This is a genomic window from Clavibacter sp. (genome assembly GCF_014802555.1).
GTDB lineage: Bacteria > Actinomycetota > Actinomycetes > Actinomycetales > Microbacteriaceae > Clavibacter > Clavibacter sepedonicus.
In genome coordinates, this window is sequence record NZ_JAAVCB010000141.1 from 1 (window position 1) to 26,554 (window position 26,554).

The following is a 26,554-nucleotide window of genomic DNA, read 5'->3' on the forward strand; positions in this document are numbered from 1 at the left end:
CGCGCCGCGACCTACCCTGCCTGGCTGCATCACTACAACCACCACCGCCCCCACACCGGCATCGGCGGACTCACGCCCGCCGAACGCGTTCACAACCTCACTGGGAACTACAGCTAGGCCTGCGCCCGCAGTCGACGATGCCCGGTCTCCTCGTGAGGCCGGGCATCGTCGCGTCTAAGCGCGCCGGGGTCCGGCTGGCGACCATCCGTCTTCGGGGTCGGGCGGCGTGGGCCGCGGAGGTGGTGTGATCACCGCCGAGGTGCGTTCGCACGCGATCGAGGATTGGCGTGGGCCGGCCTTGGCAGTGCGATGCGGTGGTCCAGGAGCGTCCACGCTGACCGTGCCCCTCGGGGAAGCAGCGATGTCTCGTCGGCGGGACCGTCGCCGAGCTCCTCCCGTAGCCTCGTGGTGCGTGTGTTGCGCTCACGGTCACGTCGCCGGGCGAGGCCCGAGCCAGGGACGCGTCGTGTGGTCATGCAGCGACCCGCCGACCCTCGAGCCTGCTGCGGAGCCGGCTGCGATCAGCCAGGTGCCTTCCGGTCATCTCGCGACAAAGGACGGGTGTCTGTCGGCGTGCTGGGGATCCGCCTGAGAACTCGCAGGCCGGGCCGCCAGGAGCGGTATGCGCTTCGCCCGCCGCGGATCGAGAACCACGCGAAGGACAGGGAGCGCGGATGGTCGGGTACGCCGAATGTGACGCCATGGGCGGGGGAGCGGAGCGATGGACGCTCCGTGTCCCATGCCCGCCCTGGAAGCGGGGTCCCAGGGAGGATCAGTGAGGGCGTGAGGTGCGCCCTCCTCAGAGGTACGGCGCCAGGGCGACGGTTCTCCTGACCTGAGCATCGCGACGTCGGTCACCTCGTCCCGTCGAGGAGGCGGATCCGCTCGGGCCGGGGCAGCCGTCCGGCGGAGTCCCGCCCCTCGTCACGTCAGGACGGTGCCTCGACTTCGCGGCGACGCAGGACGTGGACCATGACGTCGACGGTGATGTCGTGGCGGGCAGCGTCGCCGGTCGGCGGAACGGCGGCCTCGTCGCGCGGCCGGGACGGGACGCTGGGAGCACTGCGGTGATGGGCGGACGGGCCCATGCCCAGCAGCCGGTCCACGTCGTCCTCCGAGAGGCTCAGGACGCGGTGCACGTGCGTCTCGGACACAGGCTCGAAGAAGGGGCCGGCGGCCTCGAGGATGCGCTCCCGCTTGTCCTCCTGCACTCCGACAGCACGACCCGTGGCCCGCAGCTCGGCGAGGTGCTGCCGGCCCGCGGCGAGGATGACGACGCGGCCGTGCGGGGTGAGGATGCGATGGAACTCGGGCATGTTCCGCGGGGCGAAGACGTCGAGGACCAGATCGGCGACACCGTCGCGCATCGGGAAGGGTGCCCAGGTGTCCGCCACGACGCCGTCGACGTCCAGACGGCCGCGCACGGCGATGCCGACTGCGGCAGGGGAGAGGTCGACCGCGAGGCCGGTCGAGCCGGGCACGGCGTCCAGGAGGGCGCGGAGGTAGTAACCCGTGCCGCAGCCGGCGTCGACCACGCGGAGCCCGCCATCGCGGTGCGCGCCGGATCCGAGCGGTGCGCGCATCGGCGCCTCCGAGCGCGGTCCGACCGGGGTCCCGACCGCCTCCGTCAACGCGTCGATGAGCGGCGCGTAGTGGCCGCGGTCGAGGAAGGCGCCGCGCGCCGCGAGCATCTCCGCGGTGTCGCCCGTGACGCGCGTACCCGCCGCGAGCAGGTTGACGTAGCCCCGCTTGTTCGCGTCCATGGCATGACCCTGATCGCAGCGGAGCACCAGTGGAGGCACGGCGTGCAGATCGGCACCGCAGGAAGGACACCGCAGCCAGGCGGCGAGCCGGTCGAGATCCACGAGTCCTCCTGGGTCGAAGCGGGCGGCAATGGGGCTGGACGCACGAAAGCCGGTCCAGACTGTCGCCGGACCGGCTCTCGGTTCCCGTCTGCGCGTCAGCGCGGACGGGGGTGCGGCCTAGTGGTGGTCGCTGTGGCTGCGCTCGACATCCTTCGTGGTGACCGGGGAGATCCGGTCCTCGAAGAACCACTTCGACAAGGCCGCGCGAGCCCGCTGGTTGACCGTGATGCGTCCACGGCTGTCCGGGCGGATCATGAGGGGCTTGTAGTCGTCGTAGCTCACCAGGCGCCAACGCTCGTACTCGTCGAGCTGCTCGTGCACCTCGATGAACTCACCGCCGGGCAGCTTCACGATGCGGCCCGACTCGACGCCGTGGAGGGCGATCTCGCGGTCCTTCTTCATGAGAGCCAGGCAGATGCGCTTGGCGACCTGGTAGGCGATGACCGGCCCGAGGATCAGCAGCGCCTGCAGCGTGTGGATCACGCCTTCCATCGACACCTTGAAGTGCGTGGCGATGAGGTCGGAGCTCGCCGCGGACCAGAGGACCGCGTAGAACGTGACGCCGGCGGCGCCGATCGCGGTGCGCGTCGGGGCGTTGCGCGGGCGGTCGAGGATGTGGTGCTCGCGCTTGTCACCGGTGATCCACGCCTCGATGAAGGGGTAGAGCGCGACGAGCACGATGAACAGACCCAGGACCGTGATCGGCAGGATGATGTTGAACGAGAACGTGTGGTCGAACAGCACGAACTCGAGTCCCGGCGGCACGAGGCGCAGGGCACCGTCCGCGAAGCCGATGTACCAGTCGGGCTGCGTACCTGCCGACACCGGCGACGGGTCGTACGGGCCGTAGTTCCAGATCGGGTTGATCGTGAAGAACGACGCCATCACGACGATGACGCCGAAGACGACGAAGAAGAACCCGCCGGCCTTGGCGGCGAAGGTGGGGAGCACCGGGACGCCGACCACATTCTCGTTCGTCCGGCCGGGGCCGGCGAACTGGGTGTGCTTGTGCACGACTACGAAGAGGAGGTGGAGCGCGAGGAACGCCACGAGGATCGCCGGCAGCAGCAGGATGTGCAGCGTGTAGAGCCTCGGGATGATGTGCGTCCCCGGGAACTCGCCGCCGAACAGGAGGAACGAGATCCAGGTGCCGATGACCGGGATGCCCTTCACCATGCCGTCGATGATGCGCAGGCCGTTGCCGGAGAGCAGGTCGTCGGGGAGCGAGTAGCCCGTGAAGCCCTCGGCCATCGCGAGGATGAAGAGCACGAAGCCGATGAACCAGTTGAGCTCTCGCGGCTTGCGGAACGCACCCGTGAAGTAGATGCGGAGCATGTGCAGGCCGATGGACGCCACGAACAGCAGCGCCGCCCAGTGGTGGATCTGCCGCATGAGCAGGCCACCGCGGATGTCGAACGAGATGTCGAGCGAGGACGACATGGCGACCGACATCTCGACGCCCTTGAGGGGCGCGTACGAGCCGGCGTAGTGCGTCTCCGCCATCGAGGGGTTGAAGAAGAAGGTCAGCCACGTGCCGGTGAGGAGGATGACGACGAAGCTGTACAGCGCCACCTCACCGAGCATGAAGGACCAATGGTCCGGGAAGATCTTCCGCCCGAACTCCTTGACGGCGACGCTGACGCTGGTGCGCTCGTCGAGGTAGGTCGCGGCGGCGGTGAGGCCGCCTCCGCTCTTGGCGGCGGGCGCGGTGGCGCCCGTCGTGGTCGGATCAGCTGTTGTAGTCACCACGACGCTCCCAGAAACTAGCCCCTACGGGCTCGGTGAAATCACTCTGTGCAATGAGATAGCCCTCGTCGTTGACGGCGATGGGCAGCTGCGGCAGGGGCCGCTTGGCCGGTCCGAAGATGACCTCGCAGTGGTTGGTCACGTCGAACTGGGACTGGTGGCAGGGGCAGAGCAGGTGGTGGGTCTGCTGCTCGTAGAGCGCCACCGGGCAACCCACGTGCGTGCAGACCTTGGAGTAGGCGACGATCCCGTCGTAAGACCAGCCCTTGCGCTCCGGCGACTCGACGAGGTCCTCGGGGCGGAGCCGCATGAGCAGCACCGCGGCCTTGGCCTTCTCCTCGAGCTTGTCCTCCTCCAGCTCCATGAGGGAGGCGGGGATGACGTGGAACGCGGAGCCGATCGTGACGTCGGACGCCTTGATGGGCGTGCCGGAGGGATCGCGGGTGAGCACCTCGCCCTTCTTCCACAGCGTGTGGCTGAGAGCGGAGGCGGGCTCCTCGGCGCTGCCCGGGTACAGGTCGCGGAACAGGATCACGGCCGGCAGCGGGAAGGCGACGAGGGCGCCGATCAGGCTGTTGCGGATGAGGGAGCGACGGCCGAAGCCGGACTCCTCGTTCGCCTGCGCGAAGATCTCGACGGCGCGGGCCTGCGTGGCCGGCGAGCCGCCCTGCGGGTGGCGCTCGTCGATCAGCTCGTGGTCGCTCATGAGCGCCTTGGACCAGTGGATGGCCCCGATCCCGAGGCTCAGGAGCGCCAACGCGATGCCGACGCCGAGGAACAGGTTGTTCAGGCGCACGCTGCCGGGGTCGTCCGCGTAGATCGGGAAGCCGAAGTAGGCGCCGATGGCGAAGACGCTGCCCACGATGGACAGGTAGAAACAGGTGTAGACGACGCGCTCCGCCGTCTTGGCCTTCTTCGGGTCCTTGTCGGTGACGCGGAGGCGGTGCTCCGGGAAGCCGGGGTTCTGGAAGGCGTCGCGCGTGGCGACGGCGGTGCCGCCGGGGAGCACGACGTCGCGGCCTGCCGGCTCGAGCTCGCCGGCGTCGTAGCCCGCGGGGACGACGCCCGACTCGTCCTCGTCATCGTGTGCCATGTGCGTGCCTCTCCTGTGTTCTTGTGCGGGTCATCGATGCGGGCGTCAGTTGGACCGGGCCGTGAGCCACACGGTCAGGGCGACGATGCCGCCGAGGCCGAAGATCCACATGAAGAGCCCCTCGGAGACCGGGCCGAGCCCGCCGAGGTTCGCGCCGCCGACCGTGCTGTTCTCCTCGATGTACTGCAGCGACGTGATGATGTCGCGCTTGTCCTCCGGGGAGATGTTGGTGTCGTTGAACACCGGCATGTTCTGCGGGCCCGTGACCATGGCCTCGTAGATGTGGACCGGGGCCACGCCCTCGAGGCTCGGGGCGAACTTGCCCTCGGTGAGGGCGCCTCCGGCCGCGGCCACGTTGTGGCACATGGCGCAGTTGATGCGGAAGAGCTCTGCGCCGTTGGCGGCGTCGCCCTTCCCGTCGAGGTACTGGCCGTCTGGGATGGCGGGACCGGGGGCGAGGGAGGCGACGTAGGCCGCGAGCTCCTTCACCTGGGTGTCCGTGAACTGCGTGGGCTTCTCCGGCGCCTGGACCGTGGTGCCCTGCAGCGGCATGCGACCGGTGCCGACCTGGAAGTCGACGGACGCCGCGCCGACGCCGATGAGGCTCGGGGCGACCCCGGTGCCGGTGGCGTCCATCCCGTGGCAGGTGGCGCAGTTCGAGCCGAAGAGCTTCTGGCCCTCGTCGATGGTCTGCGCGGACTTCAGGTCGACCTCGGCCGACGCGCTGCCCGACTGGATCATCGCGTAGGCACCGCCCGTGGTGAGCAGGCCGATGGCGAGCAGGGCGATGGTGGTCAGGGGGCTGCGGCGACCGGTTCGACGGGCGCGTGCTGTCTTGGTGCTCATGCTGTGGTTGATGCTCCCGCTCGGTGCTATTTGAGGACGTAGATGACCAGGAAGAGCCCGATCCAGACCACGTCGACGAAGTGCCAGTAGTAGGACACGACGATGGCGCTCGTCGCCTCCCTGTGTCCCATGGACCGGACTGCGAAGATGCGCCCGATGACGAGGAGGAAGGCGATGAGCCCGCCGGTGACGTGCAGGCCGTGGAAGCCCGTGGTCATGTAGAACGCCGAGCCGTAGGCGTTGCTGCTGAGCGTGATGCCCTCGGTGACGAGGGTGGCGTACTCGAAGATCTGGCCGACGACGAAGATGGCGCCGAGGGCGTAGGTGAGGAAGAACCACTCGACCGTCCCCCACTGGCTGGGCTTCCATCCCGTGGCGCGCGCCTGCAGGCGCTCCGCCGCGAACACGCCGAACTGGCAGGTGAACGAGCTGGACACGAGGATGAGCGTGTTCACGAGGGAGAACGGCACGTTGAGCCGGCCCGCCTCGAACTCCCAGAGGGCGCCGGACGTCGAGCGCAGGGTGAAGTAGATCGCGAAGAGACCCGCGAAGAACATCACCTCGCTGCCGAGCCACACGATGGTGCCGACGGCGACCGTGTTCGGTCGGTTCACCACCGGCGCGATCGATACTGGGGAGATTGAGGTCGTCGTCACAGGTTCCATTATGACCTAGGCCGACGGCACCCGATGCCCACCCGGCCGCCCGTGAGATCCGATCCAGGCGCTCGTTAGGCTGACCGCCATGCCCTCCGCCCCGACCTGGCCCGCGCTCATCACCACCCTCATCGAGGGGCGCCACCTGTCGGTGTCCGAGTCCACGTGGGCCATGCGCCAGGTGATGCGCGGCGAGGCCACTCCCGCGCAACTGGGCGGGCTCCTGGTCGCTCTGCGCGCTTCGGGCGAGACCGTCGACGAGATCGTCGGCTTCCGCGACGCGGTGCTCGAGGACGCGCTGCCGCTCGACGCGGATCCACGCGCCCTCGACATCGTGGGGACGGGAGGGGACCCTTACGGCGCGGTCCTCAACATCTCGTCGGCGGCGTCGATCGTCGCCGCCTCGACGGGCGTGCCCGTCATCAAGCACGGCAACCGCGGGGCGAGCTCCGCGTCGGGCGCGTCCGACGTGCTGACCGCCCTCGGGATCGACCTGACGATCGCGCCCGAGCGGGTGGCCGCCGTGCTCCGCGAGACCGGCATCACGTACGCCCACGCCGCCCTCTTCCACCCGGGCTTCCGGCATGCCGCCGCCACGCGGCGCGAGTTGGGCATCTCCACGCTGTTCAACGTGCTCGGGCCGCTCTGCAACCCGGCGCGCCCCGAGGCGTCGGCCGTGGGCGTCGCCGACCTCTCCCGCGTCCCGCTCATGGTGGGCGTGTTCCGGACCCGCGGCGCCACGGCGCTCGTGTACCGGGGCGACGACGGGATCGACAAGCTCACGACCACCGGGCACAGCCACATCTGGGAGGTCAGCCGGGGCGCGGTCACCGAGCACGACCTCGACCCGCTCGAGCTCGGGATCCCGCGCGCCCCCATCGAGGCGCTCCTCGGCGAGGGGGTGGAGGAGAACGCGGAGGTGATCCGGCGCGTCCTCGCCGGCGAGCCGGGTCCCCAACGCGACGTCGTTCTGCTGAACGCGGCGGCGGGCCTCGAGGCCTTCGATCTGATGGGCGATCCCACCCGCGTGCAGCAGCCCATGGCGCGCCGCCTGCGCGAGAAGGTGACCGTCGCCGCCGAGGCCGTGGACTCCGGTCGCGCCGCCGCCAAGCTCGAGGAGTGGGCGGCCGCGACCCGCGCCTGATCCGCATCCGGCCGGTCGATGTCGCGCGTGCGGCGGATGATGGACGCATGTGCGGGAGATTCGTGGTGGCGCGGGCGACGGGCGACCTCGTCGGGGACTGGGCGGTCGACGACGTCGAGGGCGACGACCCGGCCCCCTCGTGGAACGTCGCGCCGACGACCACGGTCCGCATGGTCGCCGACCGGCGTCCGCGCGACGATGCGGACGGCGCGGTCCGCCGCGTCCTGACCGGCGCCAGGTGGGGGATCGTCCCGCCGTGGGCGAAGGCCGTGCAGGGCGCCCCGCTCATCAACGCGCGCGTCGAGACGGTCATGGAGAAGCCGACGTTCCGCAGGGCCGTGCTCACGCGGCGCGCCGTCGTTCCTGCGGACGGGTACTACGAGTGGCAGGCGACCGCCTCCGGCAAGCAGCCCGTCTACCTGCACGGCGAGGACGAGCGCCCGCTGGCCTTCGCCGCCGTGTACGAGCACTGGCGGGACCCTGCCGTCCCGGAGGGGGAGCCGGGCGCGTGGCTGCGCAGCCTCGCCATCATCACCTCCGCCGCGAGCGACGCGCTCGGGCACATCCACGACCGCACGCCGGTGATCGTGCCGCGCGACCGGCTGGACGAGTGGCTGGACGCGGGGACGGCGGCGGTCGACGACGTGCGCCACCTGCTCGGTTCGCTCCCGGAGCCGCGCCTCGTGCCGCGGCTCGTCTCGACGCGCGTCAACAGCGTGCGGAACGACGGGCCGGACCTCGTGGCGCCCGTCGACAGGGAGCCCGCGGGCCACGGGCAGCCGACGCTGATCTGACGCCGCGGTGCCCGCCAGCCGGCCCCGGGAGACGACGCGCGCCCCGCCAGCGGGGCTGACGGGGCGCGCGGATGGTGCCGGTGCGGTCTACTGCACGTCGTCGTCGACCCAGTCGAAGGTCTTCGTGACGGCCTTCTTCCAGAGGCGCAGTTGGCGCTCGCGCTCGGCGTCGTCCATGTCCGGCGTCCAGCGGCTGTCCTCCTGCCAGTTCTGGCGGAGGTCGTCGAGGTCCTTCCAGAAGCCGACGGCGAGGCCCGCGGCGTACGCGGCGCCGAGCGCGGTGGTCTCCGCGACGACGGGGCGCACGACCGGGACGCCGAGGATGTCGGCCTGGAACTGCATGAGCAGGTTGTTGGCGATCATGCCGCCGTCGACCTTGAGCTCCGTCAGGTCGACGCCCGAGTCCGCGTTGACCGCGTCGAGCACCTCGCGCGTCTGGAAGGCCGTGGCCTCCAGCGCGGCGCGGGCGATGTGTCCCTTGTTGACGTAGCGCGTGAGGCCCACGAGGGCGCCGCGGGCGTCGGAGCGCCAGTACGGCGCGAACAGGCCGGAGAACGCGGGGACGAAGTACACGCCGCCGTTGTCCTCGACCGTGGCCGCGAGCGTCTCGATCTCCGCGGCGCTCGACACGAGGCCGAGGTTGTCGCGCATCCACTGCACGAGCGAGCCCGTGACCGCGATGGATCCCTCGAGCGCGTAGTGCGGCTCCGCATCGCCCAGCTTGTAGCCGAGCGTCGTGAGGAGGCCGTTCTGCGAGTGGATGATGTCGGTGCCGGTGTTGAAGATCAGGAAGTTGCCGGTGCCGTACGTGTTCTTCGACTCGCCCTGGTCGAACGCCGCCTGGCCGAACGTGGCCGCCTGCTGGTCGCCCAGGATGCCCGCGATGGGCACCTCGCGGAGGAGGCTGGAGGACTCGACCTGGCCGTAGACCTCGGAGGAGCTCTTGATCTCGGGGAGCATCGAGCGCGGCACGTCGAAGGCGGCGAGGATCTCGTCGTCCCACTGCAGCGTCTCGAGGTCCATGAAGAGCGTGCGCGACGCGTTCGTGACGTCCGTGACGTGCACGCCGCCGTCGGTGCCGCCGGTGAGGTTCCAGAGGACCCAGGTGTCCGTCGTGCCGAACATGAGGTCGTCGGCCTCGGCCTTCTCGCGTGCGCCCTCGACGTTCTCGAGGATCCAGACGATCTTCGTGCCCGAGAAGTAGGTGGCGAGCGGCAGCCCGACCTTCGGCTTGAAGCGCTCCACGCCGCCGTCCTCGGCGAGGCGGTCGACGATCTTCTGCGTGCGGGTGTCCTGCCAGACGATCGCGTTGTAGACGGGCTTGCCCGTGGTGCGGTCCCACACGACGGCGGTCTCGCGCTGGTTGGTGATGCCCACGGCCTCGACGTCGTGGCGCGTGATGTCGGCCTTGGACAGCGCCTGGCCGATGACCTCGCGCGTGTTGCGCCAGACTCTCCATCGGGTCGTGCTCGACCCAGCCGGCGCGGGGGAAGAACTGCTCGTGCTCGAGCTGGCCGGTGGAGACGATGGATCCGCTGTGGTCGAAGACGATGGCCCGCGTGCTAGTGGTGCCCTGGTCGATGGCGACCATGTACTTCTCGCTCATGTGGTCTCTCCTAAGAGGTTCGGGGTGTTCTAGAGGATGGGGAGCAGCGCGTAGGACGCGAGGCCGGCGAGGACGCCGCCGATGGCGGGGCCGACGACGGGGACCCAGGCGTAGGACCAGTCGCTCGAGCCCTTGCCCTTGATGGGGAGGATCGCGTGCGCGATGCGCGGGCCGAGGTCGCGGGCCGGGTTGATGGCGTAGCCGGTCGGTCCGCCGAGCGACGCGCCGATGCCGACCACGAGGAGTGCGACGGGGATGGCGCCGAGGGCCGAGAGTCCGGCGGGGGTGGCCGCGTCCGCGTCCGGGTTGTTCGCGAGGCTGAAGCCGAGGATCACGATGACGAGCACGAAGGTGCCGATGATCTCCGTGACGAGGTTCCAGGCGTAGTTCCGGATGGACGGGCCGGTCGAGAACACGCCGAGTTTGGTGGCCGCGTCGGGCTCCTCGTCGAAGTGCTGCTTGTAGGCGAGCCAGCAGAAGACCGCGCCGATGATCGCGCCGACCATCTGGGCGAGGATGTAGACGGGGACGCTCGCGACGTCCTCGATCTTGCCGGCGGCCAAGAGGCCGAGCGTGACGGCCGGGTTGAGGTGCGCGCCGGACGCGTACGACACGGTGACACCGGCGAAGACCGCGAGGCCCCAGCCGAAGTTCACCATCAGGGTGCCGCCGGCGAGCCCCTTCGACTTGATGAGCGCGACGTTCGCCACGACTCCGCGTCCGAGGAGGACGAGGAGGGCTGTGCCCACCGTCTCCGACAGGAAGATGACTCCAAGATCCACTGCGTGGTGCTCCGATCGTTCGTCGAGGCGCGGGGGCGGCCTCTGCCGCATCATCGCGGTGGGACCAATCTAGTGCCGGGGGAGCGGCCGGGCCGGTCGCGGCTGGCCGCTCCGCGACATGGATCCCGGCCCACGGGGGGAGGGGCGTAAGGGCTGTCGGTGCGCGTGCGCCCGGGCGTATGTTGGCGACACACCCGAGTCGCCGCCGACCGAGTCCGTCCTCGATCCGGCTCGGATGCGCGGCTGCCGTCCGGCCGCCCGAGACCCGTGAGGAGCCGGCCGTGAAGAAGCTGATCAACGACCCGAGGGCGGTGGCCGACGAGGCCGTCCGGGGCTTCGCCTCCGCCCACCCCGACCTGGTCGCCCTGAGCGCGGATCCGCTCTTCGTCCGACGCGCGGAGCCGACCCGACCTGGCCGCGTCGCCGTCGTCAGCGGCGGCGGCAGCGGGCACGAGCCCCTGCACGCCGGCTTCGTGGGACACGGGATGCTCGACGCGGCCGTGCCCGGACCGGTGTTCACGAGCCCCACCCCAGATCCTGTGGTCGCCGCCACCCTCGCCGTCGACGGCGAGGCCGGCGTGCTGCACATCGTGAAGAACTACACGGGCGACGTCCTCAACTTCGAGACCGCGGCCGAGCTCGCGGAGGCGGAGGGCGTACGGGTGCGGACGGTCGTGGTCGACGACGACGTCGCGGTCACCGACTCCCTCTACACGGCCGGCCGCCGCGGGGTCGCGGGCACCGTGCTCGTGGAGCGCATCGCGGGCGCCGCGGCCGAGCGCGGGGACGACCTCGATGCGGTGGCCGCGATCGCCGGGAGGGTGGTGGGGCAGGTGAGGAGCATGGGCGTCGCCATCCGGGCCTGCACCGTCCCGCACGCCGGCGAGCCGAGCTTCGCGCTCGAGGTCGACGAGATGGAGATCGGCATCGGGATCCACGGCGAGCCGGGCCGCGTCAAGCTGCCCCTCGAGCCGGTGGACGCCATCGTGGAGCGCCTCCTCGACCCCGTGCTCGAGGACCTCGCGGCGCCGTCCGGCAGCCGGGTGCTTCTGCTCGTGAACGGGATGGGCGCGACTCCGCTGTCGGAGCTCTACATCGCGTACCGCCGCGCGGCCGCCGTGCTCGAGGAGGCCGGGCTGACCGTCGCCCGGAGCCTCGTGGGAGACTACGTCACGGCCCTCGACATGGAGGGACTGTCCCTCACGGTGCTGCTGCTCGACGACGAGCTCGTCGACCTGTGGGACTCGCCCGTGCAGACCGCCGCTCTGCGGTGGGGGAGGTAGCTCATGGCACTCGGGACCGACTGGGTCGTCGCCTGGATCACGGAGGCGGCGCGCGTCATCGCCGACCAGCGCGGCGCGCTCATCGCCCTCGACCGCGAGATCGGTGACGGCGACCACGGCGAGAACCTCGACCGGGGCTTCGGTGCCGTCACGGCCAAGCTCGCGGGCCTCGCGTCCGACGCCGCGCCCGCCGACGCGCTCAAGGCCGTGGCCACCACGCTGATCTCCACGGTCGGCGGCGCGTCCGGCCCGCTGCTCGGGACGGCGTACTTGAAGGCGGCAGCGGCCGTCTCCGGCCGAGCCGACCTCGACGCGTCGGCGATCACCGACCTCCTCGAGGCCGCCGTGGGCGGGATCGTCCTCCGCGGCAAGGCCGAGCGGGGCGACAAGACGATGGTGGACGCGTGGGCCCCGGCCGCAGAGGCCGCGCGTGCGGCCGCCGACGCGGGATCCGCACCCGCCGACGCCCTCGCTGCCGCCGCCGACGCCGCCGCGCGCGGGGCGGAGGAGACGGAACCGCTCGTGGCCCGCAAGGGACGTGCCTCCTACCTCGGCGACCGCGCCATCGGCCACCGCGACCCGGGGGCGCAGTCGTCCGCGCTCATCCTGCGCGCGGCGGCCACGACGGCCGCCGACGCCGACGGGGGCGCATCGTGAGCGTCGGCCTCGTGCTCGTCTCGCACAGCGCGCTCATCGCGCATGGGCTGGTCGACCTCGCCCGGCAGATGGCGCCGACCGTCGCGCTCATCCCCGCGGGTGGGTCCGGCGACGGCACGCGCGAAGACGCGGGCATCGGCACGAGCTTCGACGTCGTCTCCGCGGCGCTCGCGGAGGCGGAGGGCGGCGACGGCGTCGTGGTCCTCGCCGACCTCGGATCCGCGTACCTCACGGCGGAGACGGCCGTCGACCTCCTCGACGAGGACACCGCAGCCCGTGTCGTCGTTGTGCGTGCGCTGCTCGTGGAGGGTGCGGTCGCCGCCGCGGTCGCCGCCGAGACGGGCGGATCCCTGGAGGACGTGGCCGCGGCCGCCGCATCGGCCGCCGGCGTCGACGCCGCCGAGGACGCCGACGCGGGGCTCGCGCCGGATCCGAACGCCGACGGCACCGAGCTCGCGCCCGCCGGCGGTGCGGGCATCGTCCGCGGAGAGGCCACCCTGGTCAACCGCGACGGGCTGCACGCCCGACCGGCGGCGGACTTCGTCACACGCGCGTCCGCCTACTCCGCGGCCGTCACGGTCAACGGCCAGAACGCCGCCTCGCTCCTCGGCGTCATGGCCCTCGGCCTCACCCGGGGCGCGCGCGTCGTCATCGAGGCGACGGGCGACGACGCGGAGGAGGCGGTCACCGCGCTCGTCGAGCTCATCGAGTCGGGGTTCGGGGAGGTCTGACGACAGGCGTCGCGACGGGCGGCGATCAGTGGGCGTCGAGGTAGACCCATGCTCCCGAGTGCCGGGCGAAGCGGCTCGCCTCGCGTTGGCTGCCGCGCTCCCCGCCGTGCCGGAAGGCGGCCTCGAAGCCGACGACGCCCGTCGCGTCATCGGGACCGCCGAGCGCGGTGCGATGGATCGTCAGCCGGAACCAGCGCATGGACGGCTCGACCTCGATCTCCTCGGGGCGCGTCGACGGGTGCCAGCTGCGGGCGAGGTACGCGGCGTCGCCGCGTGCGTAGGCCGAGAAGCGGGAGCGCATCAATCGCTCGGCGGTCGGGGCGGGCGCGTCGCCCCGGTGCAGCGGACCGCAGCATGCTCCGTACGGATCGCCGCTCGTGCACGGGCACCACGCGTCGTCGTCCGGCGTCGACCACGGGGCGTCGGGGGAGAGGCGCGTCATGCCCCGAGCCTCCCACGCCGGTGGCCGGGAGCAGGATGGGAGGGGCGGCCGTCCACGTGGACCCGCCTGACCCATGACCCGAGGAGAGCACCATGACCCCCGCCACCGACCTGCTCGTGGACGCCTACGGGCGCATCGTCGAGATCGTCCGCGACGCCGTCGACGGGCTCGACGTGGACGACCTCGCCTTCCGCCCGGACGCCGAGGCCAACTCCATCGGGTGGCTCGTCTGGCACCTCGCCCGCGTGCAGGACGCCCAGGTCGCCGACGTCGCCGGCCAGGAGCAGACCTGGTCGACCGGGGGATGGGCCGAGCGCTTCGCCCTGCCGTTCGACGGGTCGGCGACCGGGTACGGACAGTCGTCCGACGACGTCGCGGCGCTCGAGGGCGTCACCCCCGAGCTCCTCGTCGGCTACCTCGAGGCCGTGCAGTCCGCGACGCTCGCGTACCTCGCGGGGCTCGACGACGCCGAGCTCGACCGCGTCGTCGATCAGGACTGGACGCCGCCCGTCACCCTCGGAGCCCGCCTCGTCAGCGTGCTCGCTGACGACCTCCAGCACGCCGGGCAGGCGTCCTATCTCGCCGGACTCGTGGCCCGTCGTCGCTGACCGCCGGACGCGCGCTCGCGTTCGCGCGGCCGACCCGAGCCGTGATCAGGCGGGGAGCTCGGCCTCGATGAGCGACACGATCTCGGGCGCGTCCGGCTCGACCGTGGGCCGGAAGCGGTGCACGGCTCCCGACGGCGTGACGACGAACTTCTCGAAGTTCCACTTCACACGGCCGGCCTTCCCCTCCGCGTCGGGCGTCTTCGTCAGCTCCGCGTAGACGGGATGCGCGGACCTGCCGTTGACCTTGACCTTCTCCATCATGGGGAAGGTGACACCCCACGTGGTGGAGCAGTACTCGTCGATGGCCTCCGCGGATCCGAGCTCCTGCAGGAACTGGTTGCTCGGGAAGCCGATGACCGTGAAGCCGCGCTCCCCGTAGGTGCGCTGCAGCTGCTCGAGCTTCTCGTACTGCGGCGCGAGGCCGCAGCGCGAGGCGACGTTGACGACGAGCACGACCTTGTCGGCGTACGCGCCGAAGGTGGTGGCCTCGCCCTGGAGGGTGGTCAGCGGGATCTCGTCGAGCCGGGGATGCGTCATGCGCCGACCGTAGTCCCGTCCCCTGACAGCGCCTCCCGGATGCGGATCGGATCCGCGGCGCTCCGCGCTAGTTCGCGAACTCCATGACGGTCGCGTCGGCCGCGACCTTCGTCGCGCCCACGTCGACGCCGTGGTACGTGAGCAGCGTGTCGACGGTGTCCTGGATCTCCGCGTCGCGCTCCTCGCCGGTCCAGCCGAGCACCTCCTGCAGCACGTCGGCGATCTCCGCGAGCATCTCGTGCGTCACGCCGCCGACGAAGGCGAGGTTGGTGCGACGGAGGACGACGTCGGCGAGGTGCACCGCGTCCTCGTGCGTGGCGAAGTACGCGATCTCGGCGCGCGTCAGCTGCGGGTCGGTCGCGAGCGGCGTGGACGGCTGTCCGGAGAGGACGTCGATGACGCTCGTGGCGCGCGTGCCGTAGCGGTTGAGCAGGCGGTCGACCTGCTCGGTGCCGATGCCCTCCGCGCGGGCTGCCTGCGTCGCGATCCAGCGGGCACGGGCGGTGCTGGAGGACGGAAAGTCCTTGCCGCCGCCGATGGGCATGCCGGTTGTGTCGACAGAGCGCTCCACGCCGAGGCGCGTGGTGGCCTCCGTGGAGAGGTGCGCCGACAGGGCGCGGAACGTCGTCCACTTGCCGCCGACGAGGCTGAGCACCTTGCTGCCGGAGAGGCCCTGGATCTCGGTCTCGACGATGCGGTAGTCCCGCGACACGAAGCCGGGCGCGGTGTCCTCGTGGCGCGGCAGCGGACGGATGCCCGAGTAGCGGTACACGATGTGGTCGCGGTTCAGCTCGATCTGCGGGAAGACGTGCTTGACGAGGTCGAAGAAGTAGTCGACCTCCTCCTCGGTGCAGACGGCCGGCTCCCTCGGATCGGCGTCGATGTCCGTGGTGCCGATGAGCACGCGGCCCTTGAGCGGGTAGATGAGGACGATGCGGCCGTCGTTGTTCTCGAAGAAGATCTCGCGGCCCTTGGTGGCTTCGAGCAGCTCGGCGTTGTCGACGACGATGTGCGAGCCCTTGGTCCCGCCCATGTACTTCGTGTCACCGCCCATGGCCTCGTTGGTGAGGTCGGTCCAGGGGCCGGACGCGTTGACGACGACGTCGGCCGTCACGACGAACTCGGTGCCCGAGATCACGTCGCGCAGCTTCACGCCGCCGTCGGCGACGCCCACGGCCTCGAGGTAGTTGGCGCTCCGCGCGTGGTCGCCCGCGGCCAGGCCGTCCTTGAGCACGTCGAGCGCGAGGCGCTCGGGCTCGTGGACGGAGGCGTCGTAGTAGGTGCCGGTGAACTTGACGTCCTTGTTGAGCGCGGGCATGTCCTCGCGGGCGGCCTTGCCGATGCGGAAGCGGTGGCGCGGGACCGAGCCGCCGTCGCGGGAGAAGGAGTCGTAGAGCGTCATGCCCACGCTGATGAGGAGGGCGCCGCGCTCCTTGGTGGAACGCTGCTTGTGCGTCAGCATGCGCAACGGCGCGTTGAGGATGCCGGAGAACGTGGAGAAGATCGGCATCGTCGTCTGCAGCGGCTTCACGTAGTGGGGCGCGATGCGGATGAGGCCGTTGCGCTCCTCGACGGACTCGCGGACGAGGCGGAACTCGCCGTTCTCGAGGTAGCGGATGCCGCCGTGGATCATGTGCGAGCTCGCCGCCGAGGCGCCCGAGCCGTAGTCGGCGCGCTCGACGAGCACGACGTCGACGCCCTGGAGCGCGAGGTCGCGGAAGGTCGCGATGCCGTTGATGCCGCCGCCGATGACGAGCACCTTCGCGCTCGGGCGGTCGTGGATGCGGGCGACGTTATCCCGCAGTTCGGTCTTCTTCGACGTGGTCACGAGGTGGCTTCTCTCTGTTGAGACGTGCGTGGTGCGCGTGCTGTGCCACCATCCTCCGCCTGCGAACGAATTGGACCTAGCCCGTGCACGAATGTGCAAGGCTCGCGTCATGGTCGACGGCATCGCGCACGAGCGCACCCAGGACGCCCTGCGCGCGGCGCACCTCTACTACATGCAGGACCTGACGATGGAGGCCATCGCCCGCGAGCTCGGCACGAGCCGCTCGTCGGTGTCCCGGCTCCTCTCCTTCGCCCGCGAGACGGGGCTCGTGGACATCCAGATCCGCTCGCCGCTCGACCTCGCCACCGTGCTGGGGGAGCAGCTCCACGACCGCTACGGCGTGGTCGCGCACGTGGTGCCCGTCCCCGACCAGACGAGCGACGTGGACCGCGTCGACCGGGTGGCGCTCTCGGCTGCACGGATGCTCACCCAGTACGTCGACTCGAACATGGTCGTCGGCGTCGCCTGGGGCTCGACCGTCAGCACGGTCAGCCGCTACCTCGTGCCGAAGCCGACGCACAACACCCTCGTGGTCCAGCTCAACGGGGCGGGCAACGTCCGCACCACCGGGATCATGTACGCGAGCGAGATCCTCCGCCGGTTCGGGCAGGCGTACGGCGCGACCGTGCAGCAGTTCCCCGTGCCGGCGTTCTTCGACGACCCGGCCACGAAGCAGGCGCTGTGGCGCGAGCGCAGCACGAAGCGCGTGCTCGAGCTGCAGGAGCGGATGGACATGGTGCTGTTCGGCGTCGGCTCCCCGGTGGCCCTCGTGCCGAGCCACGTGTACTCGGGCGGCTACCTCGAGCGGTCGGACCAGCGGGCGCTCGACGCCGACGGCGTGGTGGGCGACGTCTCCACCGTCTTCTTCCGCGAGGACGGCTCATCGGCCGACATCGCCATCAACGCGCGGGCCAGCGGGCCGGACCTCGCGACCATCCGCCGGGCGCCGCGCCGCGTCTGCGTGGTCGCGGGGGCGTCGAAGGTGCGCAGCGTCCGGGGGGCGCTGGCTGCCGGGCTCGTGACGGACGTCGTGCTCGACGAGGGGACGGCTCGCGCGCTGCTCGCATGACGCGGTAGACGACAGCGAATCAGCCATGGGCCGGGAGGGGCAGTGCTTCGGTGGGCGATACCGGACTCGAACCGATGACCTCTTCCGTGTGAAGGAAGCGCGCTACCAACTGCGCCAATCGCCCGTGCTCGCACCGCGGACGGTGCGCGTCCATGATGCCATACCGCGAGGTCGGTCACGGTCACGGGGTGCCGAGCGCGTGGTCCGGACGACGGCGTCCACGCGACACGCCCGGGTCGCCGTCGGGTGCCGCTCCACCCGATCCGCGTGAACACGGGGAGAACGGCACGTGAGCGAGGTGACGCGAGCGATCGGCCGGGCGTCGTTTTGCACCGGCGACGGGAGATCGGCTAGAGTCATCGAGCACGCAGGGTTGCCGGGAAGCCGGGAGCAGCGAGCGAAATGCGGATGTGGCGCAGTGGTAGCGCATCACCTTGCCAAGGTGAGGGTCGCGAGTTCGAATCTCGTCATCCGCTCGAACAGGGGCCCTGAGAGGGGTCCCTTTCACAAGGTGGGAACCACCGGTGTGGAAGCACCCATGGTGGGGTGGCCGAGAGGCGAGGCAGCGGCCTGCAAAGCCGTCCACGCGGGTTCAAATCCCGTCCCCACCTCCAGCAAGTGCATGAGCGATTGGCGCAGCGGTAGCGCGCTTCCCTGACACGGAAGAGGTCGCTGGTTCGATCCCAGTATCGCTCACCACCAGAAGGCCCCGGGAGACCGGGGCCTTCTGCTTTTCCCGGACGCTCTCGGCCGTGCGGCCCCGCCGCCGACGAGATCGGCGCCCCTCCCGTCGAGGAGGCCGACCCGCGCGCCGGTAGTCTGGATCGGTTCCCTCCCCGTCCCGCAAGGAGCCCGCAGTGGTAGACGCCGCCCAGCCCGAGATCCACGACGAGGCCGCGCCCGCGGAGACGACCGGGCAGCCGGTCGAGGCGACGGAGGCGGGCACCGGGTTCACCCTGTTCAGCGACCGCGCCGTCGTCGCCATGCGCATCGACGGGGAACTCAAGGACCTCGCGGCGGAGGTCGCCCCGGGCGACGTCGTCGAGCCCGTGCGGATCGACTCGCCCGACGGCCTCGCGATCCTCCGGCACTCCGCCGCCCACGTCATGGCGCAGGCCGTGCAGCAGATCAACCCGGAGGCGAAGCTCGGCATCGGCCCGCCCGTCACCGACGGCTTCTACTTCGACTTCGACGTCGCCGAGCCCTTCACGCCCGAGGACCTCAAGGCCATCTCCAAGAACATGGAGCGCATCGTCCGGCAGGGCCAGCGGTTCACGCGCCGCGTCGTCTCCGAGGAGGAGGCGCGCGAGCTGATGGCCGCGGAGCCCTACAAGCTGGAGCTCATCGGCCTCAAGGGCGGCTCGAGCGATGAGCTCGGCGAGGACGGCGAGTCCGTCGAGGTCGGCGGCGCCGAGCTCACGGTCTACGAGAATGTCGACGGCAAGACGGGCGAGGTCTTCTGGCGCGACCTGTGCCGCGGGCCGCACCTGCCGAGCACGCGCATGGTGGGCAACGGCTGGGCGCTGTCCCGGGTCGCCGCCGCCTACTGGCGAGGATCCGAGAAGAACCCGCAGCTGCAGCGCATCTACGGCACGGCGTGGCCCACCAAGGACGAGCTGCGCGCGTACCAGGGCCGCATCGAGGAAGCGCTCAAGCGCGACCACCGCCGCCTCGGCGCCGAGCTCGACCTCTTCTCCTTCCCGGACGAGATCGGATCCGGCCTCGCGGTCTTCCACCCCAAGGGCGGCATCATCCGCCGCGAGATGGAGGACTACTCGCGCCGCCGCCACGAGACGGCCGGCTACGAGTTCGTCTACTCGCCGCACATCACGAAGTCCAACCTGTTCGAGACGAGCGGCCACCTCGACTTCTACAAGGACGGCATGTTCCCCGCCATGCACCTCGACGAGGCGCGGAACGACGAGGGGGAGATCACGCGCCAGGGCGCGGACTACTACCTCAAGCCCATGAACTGCCCGATGCACGTGCTCATCTACCGCTCGCGCCAGCGCTCCTACCGCGAGCTGCCGCTGCGCCTGTTCGAGTTCGGCACGGTGTACCGCAACGAGAAGTCCGGCGTGATCCACGGGCTCACCCGCGTGCGGGGCATGACGCAGGACGACGCGCACATCTTCACGACGCGCGAGCGCATGGCCGACGAGCTGAAGGGCACGCTCGAGTTCGTGCTGTCGCTGCTGCGCGACTACGGCCTCGACGACTTCTACCTCGAGCTCTCGACGAAGGACCCGGAGAAGTTCGTCGGATCCGACGAGGTGTGGGAGGAGGCGACCGAGACGCTGCGTCAGGTCGCGGTCGACACGGGCCTCGAGCTCGTGCCGGATCCCGCGGGCGCCGCCTTCTACGGCCCCAAGATCTCGGTGCAGGCGCGCGACGCCATCGGCCGCACGTGGCAGATGTCCACGATCCAGCTCGACTTCAACCTGCCCGAGCGCTTCGGCCTCGAATACACGGCGAACGACGGCACGCGCAAGCAGCCGGTGATGATCCACCGCGCGCTGTTCGGTTCCATCGAGCGGTTCTTCGGCGTGCTCACCGAGCACTACGCGGGCGCGTTCCCGGTATGGCTGTCGCCCGTGCAGGTCGTCGGCATCCCCGTCGCCGAGGACTACGAGGAGTACCTCGGCGGCGTCCTCGACCGGCTCCGGGCGGAGGGCGTGCGCGTCCAGCTCGACACCAGCGACGACCGCATGCCCAAGAAGATCCGCACGCACACCAAGGCCCGCGTGCCGTACCAGCTCATCGCGGGCGAGGACGACCGGGCCGCCGGATCCGTGAGCTTCCGGTTCCGCGACGGCACGCAGGTCAACGGCGTGCCCGTGGCCGAGGCCGTCGAGCGCATCACCGGCGCCATCGCGCGCCGGGAGCAGGTGGTGACCGCGTGGCCCGTCTGACGATGTCGGACCACGAGTCCGGGGGAGAGGACGAGCGGGGACAGGTGCGGGTCGACGACCCCGGCCACCTCGCGGGCGTGCCCGATGAGTTCCAGCGCCTGTGGCCCCCGCACCGCATGGTCTACATCCAGAAGGGCCAGCAGCCGGATCGCGACGAGTGCCCGTTCTGCATCGCGCCGTCGATGTCGGACGAGGACGCGTTGATCGTCGCGCGCGGCGAGCACGCTTACGTCCTGCTCAATCTCTTCCCGTACAACAGCGGCCACCTGCTGGTCTGCCCGTATCGTCACATCGCGACCTACGACCTCGCGAGCCCCGAGGAGGTCGCCGAGATCGGCTCCCTCACGCAGACCGCCATGCGGGTCGTGCGCGAGGTGTCGCGGAACGACGGCTACAACATCGGCATGAACCAGGGGCAGGTGGCGGGCGCCGGTATCGCCGAGCACCTGCACCAGCACATCGTGCCGCGGTGGGGGCAGGACGCGAACTTCCTGCCGATCATCGCGAAGACCAAGGCGCTGCCGCAGCTGCTGGGCGACGTGCGCGCATCCATCGCGGCAGCCTGGCCCGCCCCCGCGGGCGAATAGGATAGGGACCACAATGACTGACACCAACACCACCGGACAGGTCGGCTCGAACCGCGTCAAGCGCGGACTCGCGGAGATGCTCAAGGGCGGCGTCATCATGGACGTCGTCAACGCCGAGCAGGCGCGCATCGCGGAGGACGCGGGAGCGGTCGCCGTCATGGCGCTCGAGCGCGTCCCCGCCGACATCCGCTCGCAGGGCGGCGTCGCCCGCATGAGCGACCCCGACCTCATCGACCAGATCAAGGCCGAGGTCTCCATCCCCGTCATGGCGAAGGCCCGCATCGGCCACTTCGTCGAGGCGCAGGTCCTCCAGTCCCTCGAGGTCGACTACATCGACGAGTCCGAGGTGCTGAGCCCGGCCGACTACGTGAACCACATCGACAAGTGGGGCTTCACCGTCCCCTTCGTCTGCGGTGCCACCACCCTCGGCGAGGCGCTCCGCCGCATCACCGAGGGCGCGGCCATGATCCGCTCCAAGGGCGAGGCCGGCACGGGCGACGTCTCCGAGGCCACCAAGCACATCCGCACCATCAAGTCCGAGATCCGCGCGCTCAGCGCCCTCACGCACGACGAGATCTACGTCGCCGCGAAGGAGCTGCAGGCTCCGTACGACCTGGTGCTCGAGGTCGCGCGCACCGGCCAGCTGCCCGTCGTCCTCTTCACCGCGGGCGGCGTGGCCACCCCGGCGGACGCGGCGATGATGATGCAGCTCGGCGCCGACGGCGTGTTCGTCGGATCCGGCATCTTCAAGTCGGGCAACCCGGTGGCGCGCGCCAAGGCCGTCGTCACCGCGACCGCGCTGTTCAACGACCCCGACGCCATCGCCGAGGCGTCGCGCGGCCTCGGCGAGGCCATGGTCGGGATCAACGTCGCCGACGTGCCCGCACCGCACCGCCTCGCCGAGCGTGGCTGGTAGCACGCCGGCTCCGCACGGCGACGGCCCGCTCGTCGGCGTCCTCGCCCTGCAGGGGGACGTCCGCGAGCACGTCCGCGTGCTCGAGGGCTTCGGTGCCCGGACGAGGCTCGTGCGACAGCCGAAGGACCTGCCCGGCATCTCCGGTCTCGTGATCCCCGGCGGCGAGTCCACCGTGATGGACAAGCTGTCGCGCCAGTTCGGGATCGCGGAGCCGTTGCGCGCAGCCATCGACGACGGCCTGCCCGTCTACGGGACGTGCGCCGGGCTGATCATGCTGGCCGACGAGATCGTCGACGCGATCCACGACCAGCGGGGCATCGGCGGGCTCGACGTGTCCGTGCGGCGGAACGCCTTCGGATCGCAGACGGCCTCCTTCGAGGTGGACCTCGACGTGCCCGCGCTGGGCGCGCCACCCGTGCACGCCGTCTTCATCCGGGCACCCGTGGTCGCCTCCGTCGGCCCCGCGGCATCGGCGCTCGCATCGCTCGACGACGGCCGCGTGGTCGCCGTGCGCCAGGGGGCTCTCCTCGGCACATCGTTCCACCCGGAGGTCACGGGCGACCTCCGCTTCCACCGCCTCTTCCTCGACATGGTCGAGGACGCGGGCCGCACCCTCTGACCTCTCCGGTCCCCGGCGGCGTGCCCGGATGGTCCATCATTGACAGCGAGCAGACGCCGCGTAAGGAGAACCACCCGTGTCCGGACATTCCAAGTGGGCGACCACGAAGCACAAGAAGGCGATCATCGACTCGCGGCGCGCCAAGTCGTTCGCGAAGCTGATCAAGAACATCGAGGTCGCGGCCAAGATCGGCGGCGCCGACATGTCCGGCAACCCGACCCTCGTCGACGCGGTGCAGAAGGCCAAGAAGACTTCCGTCCCGAACGACAACATCGACCGCGCCGTCAAGCGCGGAGCCGGCCTGCTCGGCGAGGTCGTCGACTACCAGACGATCATGTACGAGGGCTACGCGGCCAACGGCGTCGCGATGCTCGTCGAGTGCCTCACCGACAACAAGAACCGCGCGGCCGCCGAGGTCCGCACGGCCATGAGCCGCAACGGCGGCACCATGGCCGACCCGGGCAGCGTCGCCTACAACTTCCACCGCAAGGGCGTCATCGCGGTGCCGCACGCGGATGCGCCGACCGAGGACGACGTCCTCGCGGCCGTGCTCGACGCGGGTGCGGAGGACGTGACCGACCACGGCGAGGTGTTCGAGATCCGGTGCGAGCCGTCCGACATGGTCGGTGTGCGCCAGGCGCTCCAGGAAGCGGGCATCGACTACGACTCCGCCGACGTCGAGTTCGTGCCGCAGGTCAAGGTCGAGGTCGACCTCGAGACCGCGCGCAAGGTCAACAAGCTCGTCGACGCCATGGAGGACCTGGACGACGTCCAGAACATCTACGTCAACAGCGACGTGCCCGCCGACGTGCAGGCCGCGCTGGACGACGACGACGAGGAGTAGGACCCCATCGCGGGGGCGCGGGGGAGCGGCGCGGGCGGCAGCGGCCCGTCCGTGCGGATCCTCGGGATCGACCCGGGCCTGACGCGTTGCGGCGTCGGCGTGGTCGACGTCTACGCCGACCGTTCGGCCCGGCTCGTCGACGTGCAGGTCGTGCGCACGAGCCCGACGGCCGAGCTGCACCACCGGCTGCTCGCGGTCGGCGACGGCATCGAGGAGCTGGTGGACCGGCACCGGCCGTCGGTGGTCGCCGTCGAGCGCGTCTTCGCGCAGGACAACCTCTCGACTGTCATGGGCGTGGCGCAGATCACCGGCGTCGCGCTCGTGGGCGCGGCCCGGCGGGGGCTCGACGTCGCGCTTCACACGCCGAGCGAGGTCAAGGCCGCCGTCACCGGCTACGGCCAGGCCGACAAGAGGCAGGTGGCCACGATGGTCGCGCGGATCCTCGGCCTCGACGAGCTGCCCACTCCCGCCGACGCGTCCGACGCCCTCGCCCTCGCCATCTGCGCCGGGTGGCGGGCGGGGATGTCCCGCGCCGGCATCGCCGGGACCCAAGCGCCGACGCGCACCGGTGTCGCGTCCGCGGCGGACGCCGCCGCGGGCGCCGGACCGACCGCGGCGCAGGCCGCGTGGCTCGCGGCCGAGCGTGCGCAGCGGGGTCGGCGCTAGCTCGTAGGGTTGGGGGCGTGATCTCCTCCCTCCGCGGCACCGTGCTGTCCGTCTCCGGTCAGACCCTCCTGCTGGAGGTGCACGGGGTGGGCTACGGCGTCTCGGTGACGCCGCGGCACGCGCTCGAGCTGCGGCACGGATCCGAGGCCACCGTGCTCACGTCGCTCGTCGTCCGCGAGGACTCGCTCACCCTCTTCGGCTTCCCGGGGCCCGACGAGCTGCGGGCCTTCGAGCTGCTCTGCGGCGTCACGGGCGTCGGCCCGAAGTCGGCGCTCGCGGTTCTCGAGCACCTGGATCCGGAGGCGATGGCCCAGGCCGTCGCGGCCGAGGACGACGCCGCGTTCCGCCGCGTCTCCGGCATCGGCCCGAAGACGGCCAAGCTCATCGTCCTGCAGCTGGCGGGCAAGCTCTTCGTGACCCAGCCGCGCACCCGCTCGGCGTCGTCCGCCGCATCCACCGTCACGGCCGACGTCGTCACGGCCCTCATCGGACTCGGCTGGTCGGAGCGCGTCGCCCGCACCGCGGTCGACGACGCCGCGGCCGCTGCGGCCGAGCAGGGCCTCCCCGCCGACATGCCGCGCCTGCTGCGCGTCGCGCTCGGGATGCTCGGGCCGCAGCAGCCGGCGGGCGCGCCCGCCGCGGCGCAGGCGGCCGACCGGTGAGCGGCCTCGCCCACGGCGACGCGTCCAGTCCCGTCCCGGAGTCCGACGCGGAGCTCGCGTTCGAGGGGGCCCTCCGCCCACGGTCGCTGTCCGAGTTCGTCGGCCAGGTCAAGGTGCGCGGACAGCTGGAGCTGCTGCTCACCGCCGCGGCCATGCAGAACCGCTCGCCCGACCACATCCTCCTCGCCGGCCCTCCCGGCCTCGGCAAGACGACGCTCGCGATGATCGTCGCCGAGGAGAGCCGCCGTCCGCTGCGCCTCACGAGCGGTCCGGCCATCCAGCACGCGGGCGACCTCGCGGCCGTGCTGTCGGCGCTGGTGCCCGGCGAGATCCTCTTCGTCGACGAGATCCACCGCATGGCGCGCTCGGCCGAGGAGATGCTGTACCTCGCCATGGAGGACTACCGCATCGACATCATGGTCGGCAAGGGCGCGGGCGCCACGTCCATCCCGCTGGAGCTCTCGCCGTTCACGCTGGTCGGCGCCACCACGCGCTCGGGCATGCTGCCGAGTCCGCTCCGCGACCGCTTCGGCTTCACCGCGCACCTCGAGTTCTACGAGACCCACGAGCTCGAGCAGGTGATCGAGCGGGCCGCCCGCATGCTGCACCTCGAGATCGAGCACGAGGCGGTCGCCGAGATCGCGGGCCGCTGCCGGGGGACGCCGCGCATCGCGAACCGGCTGCTCCGCCGTGTGCGCGACTACGCGCTCGTGCACGGGACGGAGGCGGGCCTCGAGTCGGTCCGGGCCGCGCTCGACCTCTACGACGTGGACCCGCTCGGCCTCGACCGCCTCGACCGCGCCGTCATGCGCGGCATCCTCACGCGCTTCGGCGGCGGACCGGTGGGGCTGAACACCCTTGCGGTATCGGTGGGGGAGGAGGCGGAGACGATCGAGTCGGTCGTCGAGCCGTTCCTCGTCCGCATCGGGCTGGTGACGCGCACGCCCCGCGGCCGCGTGGCGACACCGGCGGCATGGGAGCACTTCGGCCTCGAGGCCCCCGCCGCGCCGGGTGCTCCCGGTCGGGCACCGGGTCCTTCCGGAGCCGCCGGGGCCCTCCACAGCGATGAACTATGATTCAAGCTGGCCTCCCGCGGAACGTCGCCGGTTCGTCGTGTCCGTCACATCCCAGCACCTGAAAGGCCCGTCCCGCATGGACCCGTTCACCCTGATCATGTTCGCCGTCCTGGCGCTGCTCATCTTCTTCATGTTCCGCAACAGCCGGAAGCGCCAGAAGGACCTCGCGGCGCTGCAGACGCAGATGGTGCCCGGTGCCGAGGTCATGACCGCGTCGGGCATCTACGGCACGCTCGTCTCCTTCGACGAGGAGAACAACCTCGCCTACCTCGAGGTGTCGCCCGGCACGGTGCTGAAGCTGCACCGCCAGACGATCGCCCGCGTGGTCGAGCCGACCGTGGCCGACGACGCGTCCGTGCTGGTGGACGACGCGCCCGCAGCCGGCGTGGTCGACGAGGCCGGCACGAGCGACGCCTCGCGTCGCCTCGACGAGGGCGACGCCCCCACCGCGCGCTCCTGATCCCCTGGCGGGCGGCCACCGGCCGCCTGCCCCACCGGGCGCCTCCCCGCCCGGTCCCGCTTCCCCCTCCATCCGGAGCGCCGCGCGGATCCCGCCGGCCCACCGCGAAGAAAGTCGAGTGTCCA

General features: G+C 71.1%; 26 protein-coding genes, 4 tRNA genes and 1 pseudogene. 20 read left to right on the top strand and 11 right to left on the bottom strand.

The window, feature by feature from the left end; all coding sequences use genetic code 11:
- On the top strand, positions 1 to 117 hold a 117-nt coding region (locus HDR73_RS15360), incomplete at its 5' end, for an integrase core domain-containing protein (RefSeq protein WP_287136213.1).
- 812 nt (positions 118 to 929) lie between these two features.
- Here the strand turns inward: HDR73_RS15360 and HDR73_RS15365 are convergent.
- From HDR73_RS15365 to ctaE, 5 genes are all read right to left on the bottom strand, one after another.
- Entirely contained in the window at positions 930 to 1,865 is a 936-nt protein-coding gene (locus tag HDR73_RS15365; protein WP_012298124.1) for a methyltransferase domain-containing protein, read from the bottom strand.
- Between the two features lie 117 nt (positions 1,866 to 1,982).
- Entirely contained in the window at positions 1,983 to 3,614 is a 1,632-nt protein-coding gene (qcrB, locus tag HDR73_RS15370) for a cytochrome bc1 complex cytochrome b subunit (protein ID WP_041464366.1), read from the bottom strand.
- Positions 3,595 to 4,704: a cytochrome bc1 complex Rieske iron-sulfur subunit gene (qcrA, locus tag HDR73_RS15375; RefSeq protein WP_012298126.1), complete on the bottom strand. Its 1,110-nt coding sequence runs from the start codon at positions 4,702 to 4,704 to the stop codon at positions 3,595 to 3,597. Before qcrA ends, qcrB begins: the two co-directional genes overlap by 20 nt.
- 45 nt (positions 4,705 to 4,749) lie before the next feature.
- On the bottom strand, positions 4,750 to 5,550 hold the full coding sequence (qcrC, locus tag HDR73_RS15380; protein ID WP_012298127.1) for a cytochrome bc1 complex diheme cytochrome c subunit: 801 nt from the start codon (positions 5,548 to 5,550) through the stop codon (positions 4,750 to 4,752).
- A gap of 26 nt (positions 5,551 to 5,576) precedes the next feature.
- On the bottom strand, positions 5,577 to 6,206 hold the full coding sequence (gene ctaE / locus HDR73_RS15385; protein WP_502709181.1) for an aa3-type cytochrome oxidase subunit III: 630 nt from the start codon (positions 6,204 to 6,206) through the stop codon (positions 5,577 to 5,579).
- Positions 6,207 to 6,294: 88 nt separating this feature from the next.
- On the opposite strand from ctaE, the gene trpD reads away from it, so the two are divergent.
- Entirely contained in the window at positions 6,295 to 7,350 is a 1,056-nt protein-coding gene (trpD, locus tag HDR73_RS15390; protein WP_012298129.1) for an anthranilate phosphoribosyltransferase, read from the top strand.
- A 47-nt stretch (positions 7,351 to 7,397) separates the two neighbouring features.
- On the top strand, positions 7,398 to 8,144 hold the full coding sequence (locus HDR73_RS15395) for an SOS response-associated peptidase (protein WP_012298130.1): 747 nt from the start codon (positions 7,398 to 7,400) through the stop codon (positions 8,142 to 8,144).
- Between the two features lie 87 nt (positions 8,145 to 8,231).
- On the opposite strand, the pseudogene glpK reads toward HDR73_RS15395, so the two are convergent.
- Together glpK and HDR73_RS15405 are read right to left on the bottom strand one after the other, a co-directional pair.
- A pseudogene (gene glpK / locus HDR73_RS15400) lies at positions 8,232 to 9,750 on the bottom strand (glycerol kinase GlpK).
- 29 nt (positions 9,751 to 9,779) lie between these two features.
- On the bottom strand, positions 9,780 to 10,586 hold the full coding sequence (locus HDR73_RS15405; protein ID WP_287136480.1) for an MIP/aquaporin family protein: 807 nt from the start codon (positions 10,584 to 10,586) through the stop codon (positions 9,780 to 9,782).
- Positions 10,587 to 10,813: 227 nt separating this feature from the next.
- Between HDR73_RS15405 and dhaK the strand changes: the two genes are divergently transcribed.
- Genes dhaK through dhaM form a run of 3 tightly spaced genes read left to right on the top strand, consistent with a single transcriptional unit; the run spans position 10,814 to position 13,203 of the window.
- Positions 10,814 to 11,815 carry a dihydroxyacetone kinase subunit DhaK gene (dhaK, locus tag HDR73_RS15410; protein ID WP_012298132.1) on the top strand — a complete coding sequence of 334 codons (1,002 nt, stop codon included), beginning with the start codon at positions 10,814 to 10,816 and terminating at the stop codon, positions 11,813 to 11,815.
- 3 nt (positions 11,816 to 11,818) lie between these two features.
- The gene (dhaL, locus tag HDR73_RS15415; RefSeq protein WP_012298133.1) at positions 11,819 to 12,472 is read left to right on the top strand and encodes a dihydroxyacetone kinase subunit DhaL; all 654 of its coding nucleotides are present in this window, start codon (positions 11,819 to 11,821) and stop codon (positions 12,470 to 12,472) included.
- Positions 12,469 to 13,203, top strand: a complete 735-nt coding sequence (dhaM, locus tag HDR73_RS15420; RefSeq protein WP_287136481.1) for a dihydroxyacetone kinase phosphoryl donor subunit DhaM — start codon at positions 12,469 to 12,471, stop codon at positions 13,201 to 13,203. The genes dhaL and dhaM overlap by 4 nt, the downstream gene beginning before the upstream one ends.
- Before the next feature lie 25 nt (positions 13,204 to 13,228).
- Here the strand turns inward: dhaM and HDR73_RS15425 are convergent, their stop codons facing one another.
- A complete protein-coding gene (locus HDR73_RS15425) occupies positions 13,229 to 13,645 on the bottom strand; it encodes a YchJ family protein (protein ID WP_012298135.1) in 417 nt (138 codons plus the stop codon).
- Positions 13,646 to 13,737: 92 nt separating this feature from the next.
- Between HDR73_RS15425 and HDR73_RS15430 the strand changes: the two genes are divergently transcribed.
- The gene (locus HDR73_RS15430; RefSeq protein ID WP_012298136.1) at positions 13,738 to 14,253 is read left to right on the top strand and encodes a mycothiol transferase; all 516 of its coding nucleotides are present in this window, start codon (positions 13,738 to 13,740) and stop codon (positions 14,251 to 14,253) included.
- 45 nt (positions 14,254 to 14,298) lie between these two features.
- Here HDR73_RS15430 and HDR73_RS15435 read toward each other — a convergent pair whose 3' ends face one another.
- Complete coding sequence (locus HDR73_RS15435) at positions 14,299 to 14,790, bottom strand: glutathione peroxidase (protein WP_012298137.1); 492 nt, start codon at positions 14,788 to 14,790, stop codon at positions 14,299 to 14,301.
- 67 nt (positions 14,791 to 14,857) lie between these two features.
- Positions 14,858 to 16,618 carry a glycerol-3-phosphate dehydrogenase/oxidase gene (locus HDR73_RS15440; RefSeq protein WP_012298138.1) on the bottom strand — a complete coding sequence of 587 codons (1,761 nt, stop codon included), beginning with the start codon at positions 16,616 to 16,618 and terminating at the stop codon, positions 14,858 to 14,860.
- Positions 16,619 to 16,727: 109 nt separating this feature from the next.
- Between HDR73_RS15440 and HDR73_RS15445 the strand changes: the two genes are divergently transcribed.
- Complete coding sequence (locus HDR73_RS15445; RefSeq protein WP_041464367.1) at positions 16,728 to 17,687, top strand: sugar-binding transcriptional regulator; 960 nt, start codon at positions 16,728 to 16,730, stop codon at positions 17,685 to 17,687.
- A 51-nt stretch (positions 17,688 to 17,738) separates the two neighbouring features.
- Here HDR73_RS15445 and HDR73_RS15450 read toward each other — a convergent pair.
- Positions 17,739 to 17,811 (bottom strand) — tRNA-Val (locus HDR73_RS15450).
- Positions 17,812 to 18,091: 280 nt separating this feature from the next.
- Between HDR73_RS15450 and HDR73_RS15455 the strand changes: the two genes are divergently transcribed.
- From HDR73_RS15455 to yajC, 12 genes are all read left to right on the top strand, one after another.
- A tRNA-Gly gene (locus HDR73_RS15455) sits at positions 18,092 to 18,163 on the top strand.
- 64 nt (positions 18,164 to 18,227) lie between these two features.
- Positions 18,228 to 18,301: transfer RNA gene (locus tag HDR73_RS15460), tRNA-Cys, on the top strand.
- A 10-nt stretch (positions 18,302 to 18,311) separates the two neighbouring features.
- Positions 18,312 to 18,386 (top strand) — tRNA-Val (locus HDR73_RS15465).
- 158 nt (positions 18,387 to 18,544) lie between these two features.
- Positions 18,545 to 20,599, top strand: coding sequence for a threonine--tRNA ligase (thrS, locus tag HDR73_RS15470; protein WP_012298140.1), 2,055 nt, complete (start codon positions 18,545 to 18,547; stop codon positions 20,597 to 20,599).
- Positions 20,600 to 20,601: 2 nt separating this feature from the next.
- The gene (locus HDR73_RS15475; protein WP_012298141.1) at positions 20,602 to 21,186 is read left to right on the top strand and encodes an HIT family protein; all 585 of its coding nucleotides are present in this window, start codon (positions 20,602 to 20,604) and stop codon (positions 21,184 to 21,186) included.
- 13 nt (positions 21,187 to 21,199) lie between these two features.
- Positions 21,200 to 22,102 carry a pyridoxal 5'-phosphate synthase lyase subunit PdxS gene (pdxS, locus tag HDR73_RS15480; RefSeq protein WP_012298142.1) on the top strand — a complete coding sequence of 301 codons (903 nt, stop codon included), beginning with the start codon at positions 21,200 to 21,202 and terminating at the stop codon, positions 22,100 to 22,102.
- Positions 22,092 to 22,721: a pyridoxal 5'-phosphate synthase glutaminase subunit PdxT gene (gene pdxT, locus HDR73_RS15485; protein ID WP_012298143.1), complete on the top strand. Its 630-nt coding sequence runs from the start codon at positions 22,092 to 22,094 to the stop codon at positions 22,719 to 22,721. Before pdxS ends, pdxT begins: the two co-directional genes overlap by 11 nt.
- A 76-nt stretch (positions 22,722 to 22,797) precedes the next feature.
- Positions 22,798 to 23,565 carry a YebC/PmpR family DNA-binding transcriptional regulator gene (locus HDR73_RS15490; protein WP_012298144.1) on the top strand — a complete coding sequence of 256 codons (768 nt, stop codon included), beginning with the start codon at positions 22,798 to 22,800 and terminating at the stop codon, positions 23,563 to 23,565.
- A 51-nt stretch (positions 23,566 to 23,616) separates the two neighbouring features.
- A complete protein-coding gene (gene ruvC / locus HDR73_RS15495) occupies positions 23,617 to 24,231 on the top strand; it encodes a crossover junction endodeoxyribonuclease RuvC (RefSeq protein ID WP_012298145.1) in 615 nt (204 codons plus the stop codon).
- Positions 24,232 to 24,248: 17 nt separating this feature from the next.
- Positions 24,249 to 24,893, top strand: coding sequence for a Holliday junction branch migration protein RuvA (ruvA, locus tag HDR73_RS15500; protein ID WP_012298146.1), 645 nt, complete (start codon positions 24,249 to 24,251; stop codon positions 24,891 to 24,893).
- Positions 24,890 to 25,969: a Holliday junction branch migration DNA helicase RuvB gene (gene ruvB, locus HDR73_RS15505; RefSeq protein ID WP_012298147.1), complete on the top strand. Its 1,080-nt coding sequence runs from the start codon at positions 24,890 to 24,892 to the stop codon at positions 25,967 to 25,969. The genes ruvA and ruvB overlap by 4 nt, the downstream gene beginning before the upstream one ends.
- A 76-nt stretch (positions 25,970 to 26,045) precedes the next feature.
- Positions 26,046 to 26,429: a preprotein translocase subunit YajC gene (gene yajC / locus HDR73_RS15510; RefSeq protein WP_223842715.1), complete on the top strand. Its 384-nt coding sequence runs from the start codon at positions 26,046 to 26,048 to the stop codon at positions 26,427 to 26,429.
- Positions 26,430 to 26,554 lie beyond the last annotated feature (125 nt).

Excerpts from the sequence above, each read along its gene's own strand:
- trpD (WP_012298129.1), top strand. The coding sequence starts at position 6,295 with ATGCCCTCCGCCCCGACCTGGCCCGCGCTCATCACCACCCTCATCGAG.
- HDR73_RS15405 (WP_287136480.1), bottom strand. The coding sequence starts at position 10,586 with ATGATGCGGCAGAGGCCGCCCCCGCGCCTCGACGAACGATCGGAGCAC.
- HDR73_RS15430 (WP_012298136.1), top strand. The coding sequence starts at position 13,738 with ATGACCCCCGCCACCGACCTGCTCGTGGACGCCTACGGGCGCATCGTC.
- HDR73_RS15445 (WP_041464367.1), top strand. The coding sequence starts at position 16,728 with ATGGTCGACGGCATCGCGCACGAGCGCACCCAGGACGCCCTGCGCGCG.
- HDR73_RS15475 (WP_012298141.1), top strand. The coding sequence starts at position 20,602 with ATGTCGGACCACGAGTCCGGGGGAGAGGACGAGCGGGGACAGGTGCGG.
- HDR73_RS15395 (WP_012298130.1), top strand. The coding sequence starts at position 7,398 with ATGTGCGGGAGATTCGTGGTGGCGCGGGCGACGGGCGACCTCGTCGGG.
- pdxS (WP_012298142.1), top strand. The coding sequence starts at position 21,200 with ATGACTGACACCAACACCACCGGACAGGTCGGCTCGAACCGCGTCAAG.
- qcrA (WP_012298126.1), bottom strand. The coding sequence starts at position 4,704 with ATGGCACACGATGACGAGGACGAGTCGGGCGTCGTCCCCGCGGGCTAC.
- dhaL (WP_012298133.1), top strand. The coding sequence starts at position 11,819 with ATGGCACTCGGGACCGACTGGGTCGTCGCCTGGATCACGGAGGCGGCG.
- HDR73_RS15425 (WP_012298135.1), bottom strand. The coding sequence starts at position 13,645 with ATGACGCGCCTCTCCCCCGACGCCCCGTGGTCGACGCCGGACGACGAC.
- qcrC (WP_012298127.1), bottom strand. The coding sequence starts at position 5,550 with ATGAGCACCAAGACAGCACGCGCCCGTCGAACCGGTCGCCGCAGCCCC.
- HDR73_RS15435 (WP_012298137.1), bottom strand. The coding sequence starts at position 14,790 with ATGACGCATCCCCGGCTCGACGAGATCCCGCTGACCACCCTCCAGGGC.
- yajC (WP_223842715.1), top strand. The coding sequence starts at position 26,046 with ATGGACCCGTTCACCCTGATCATGTTCGCCGTCCTGGCGCTGCTCATC.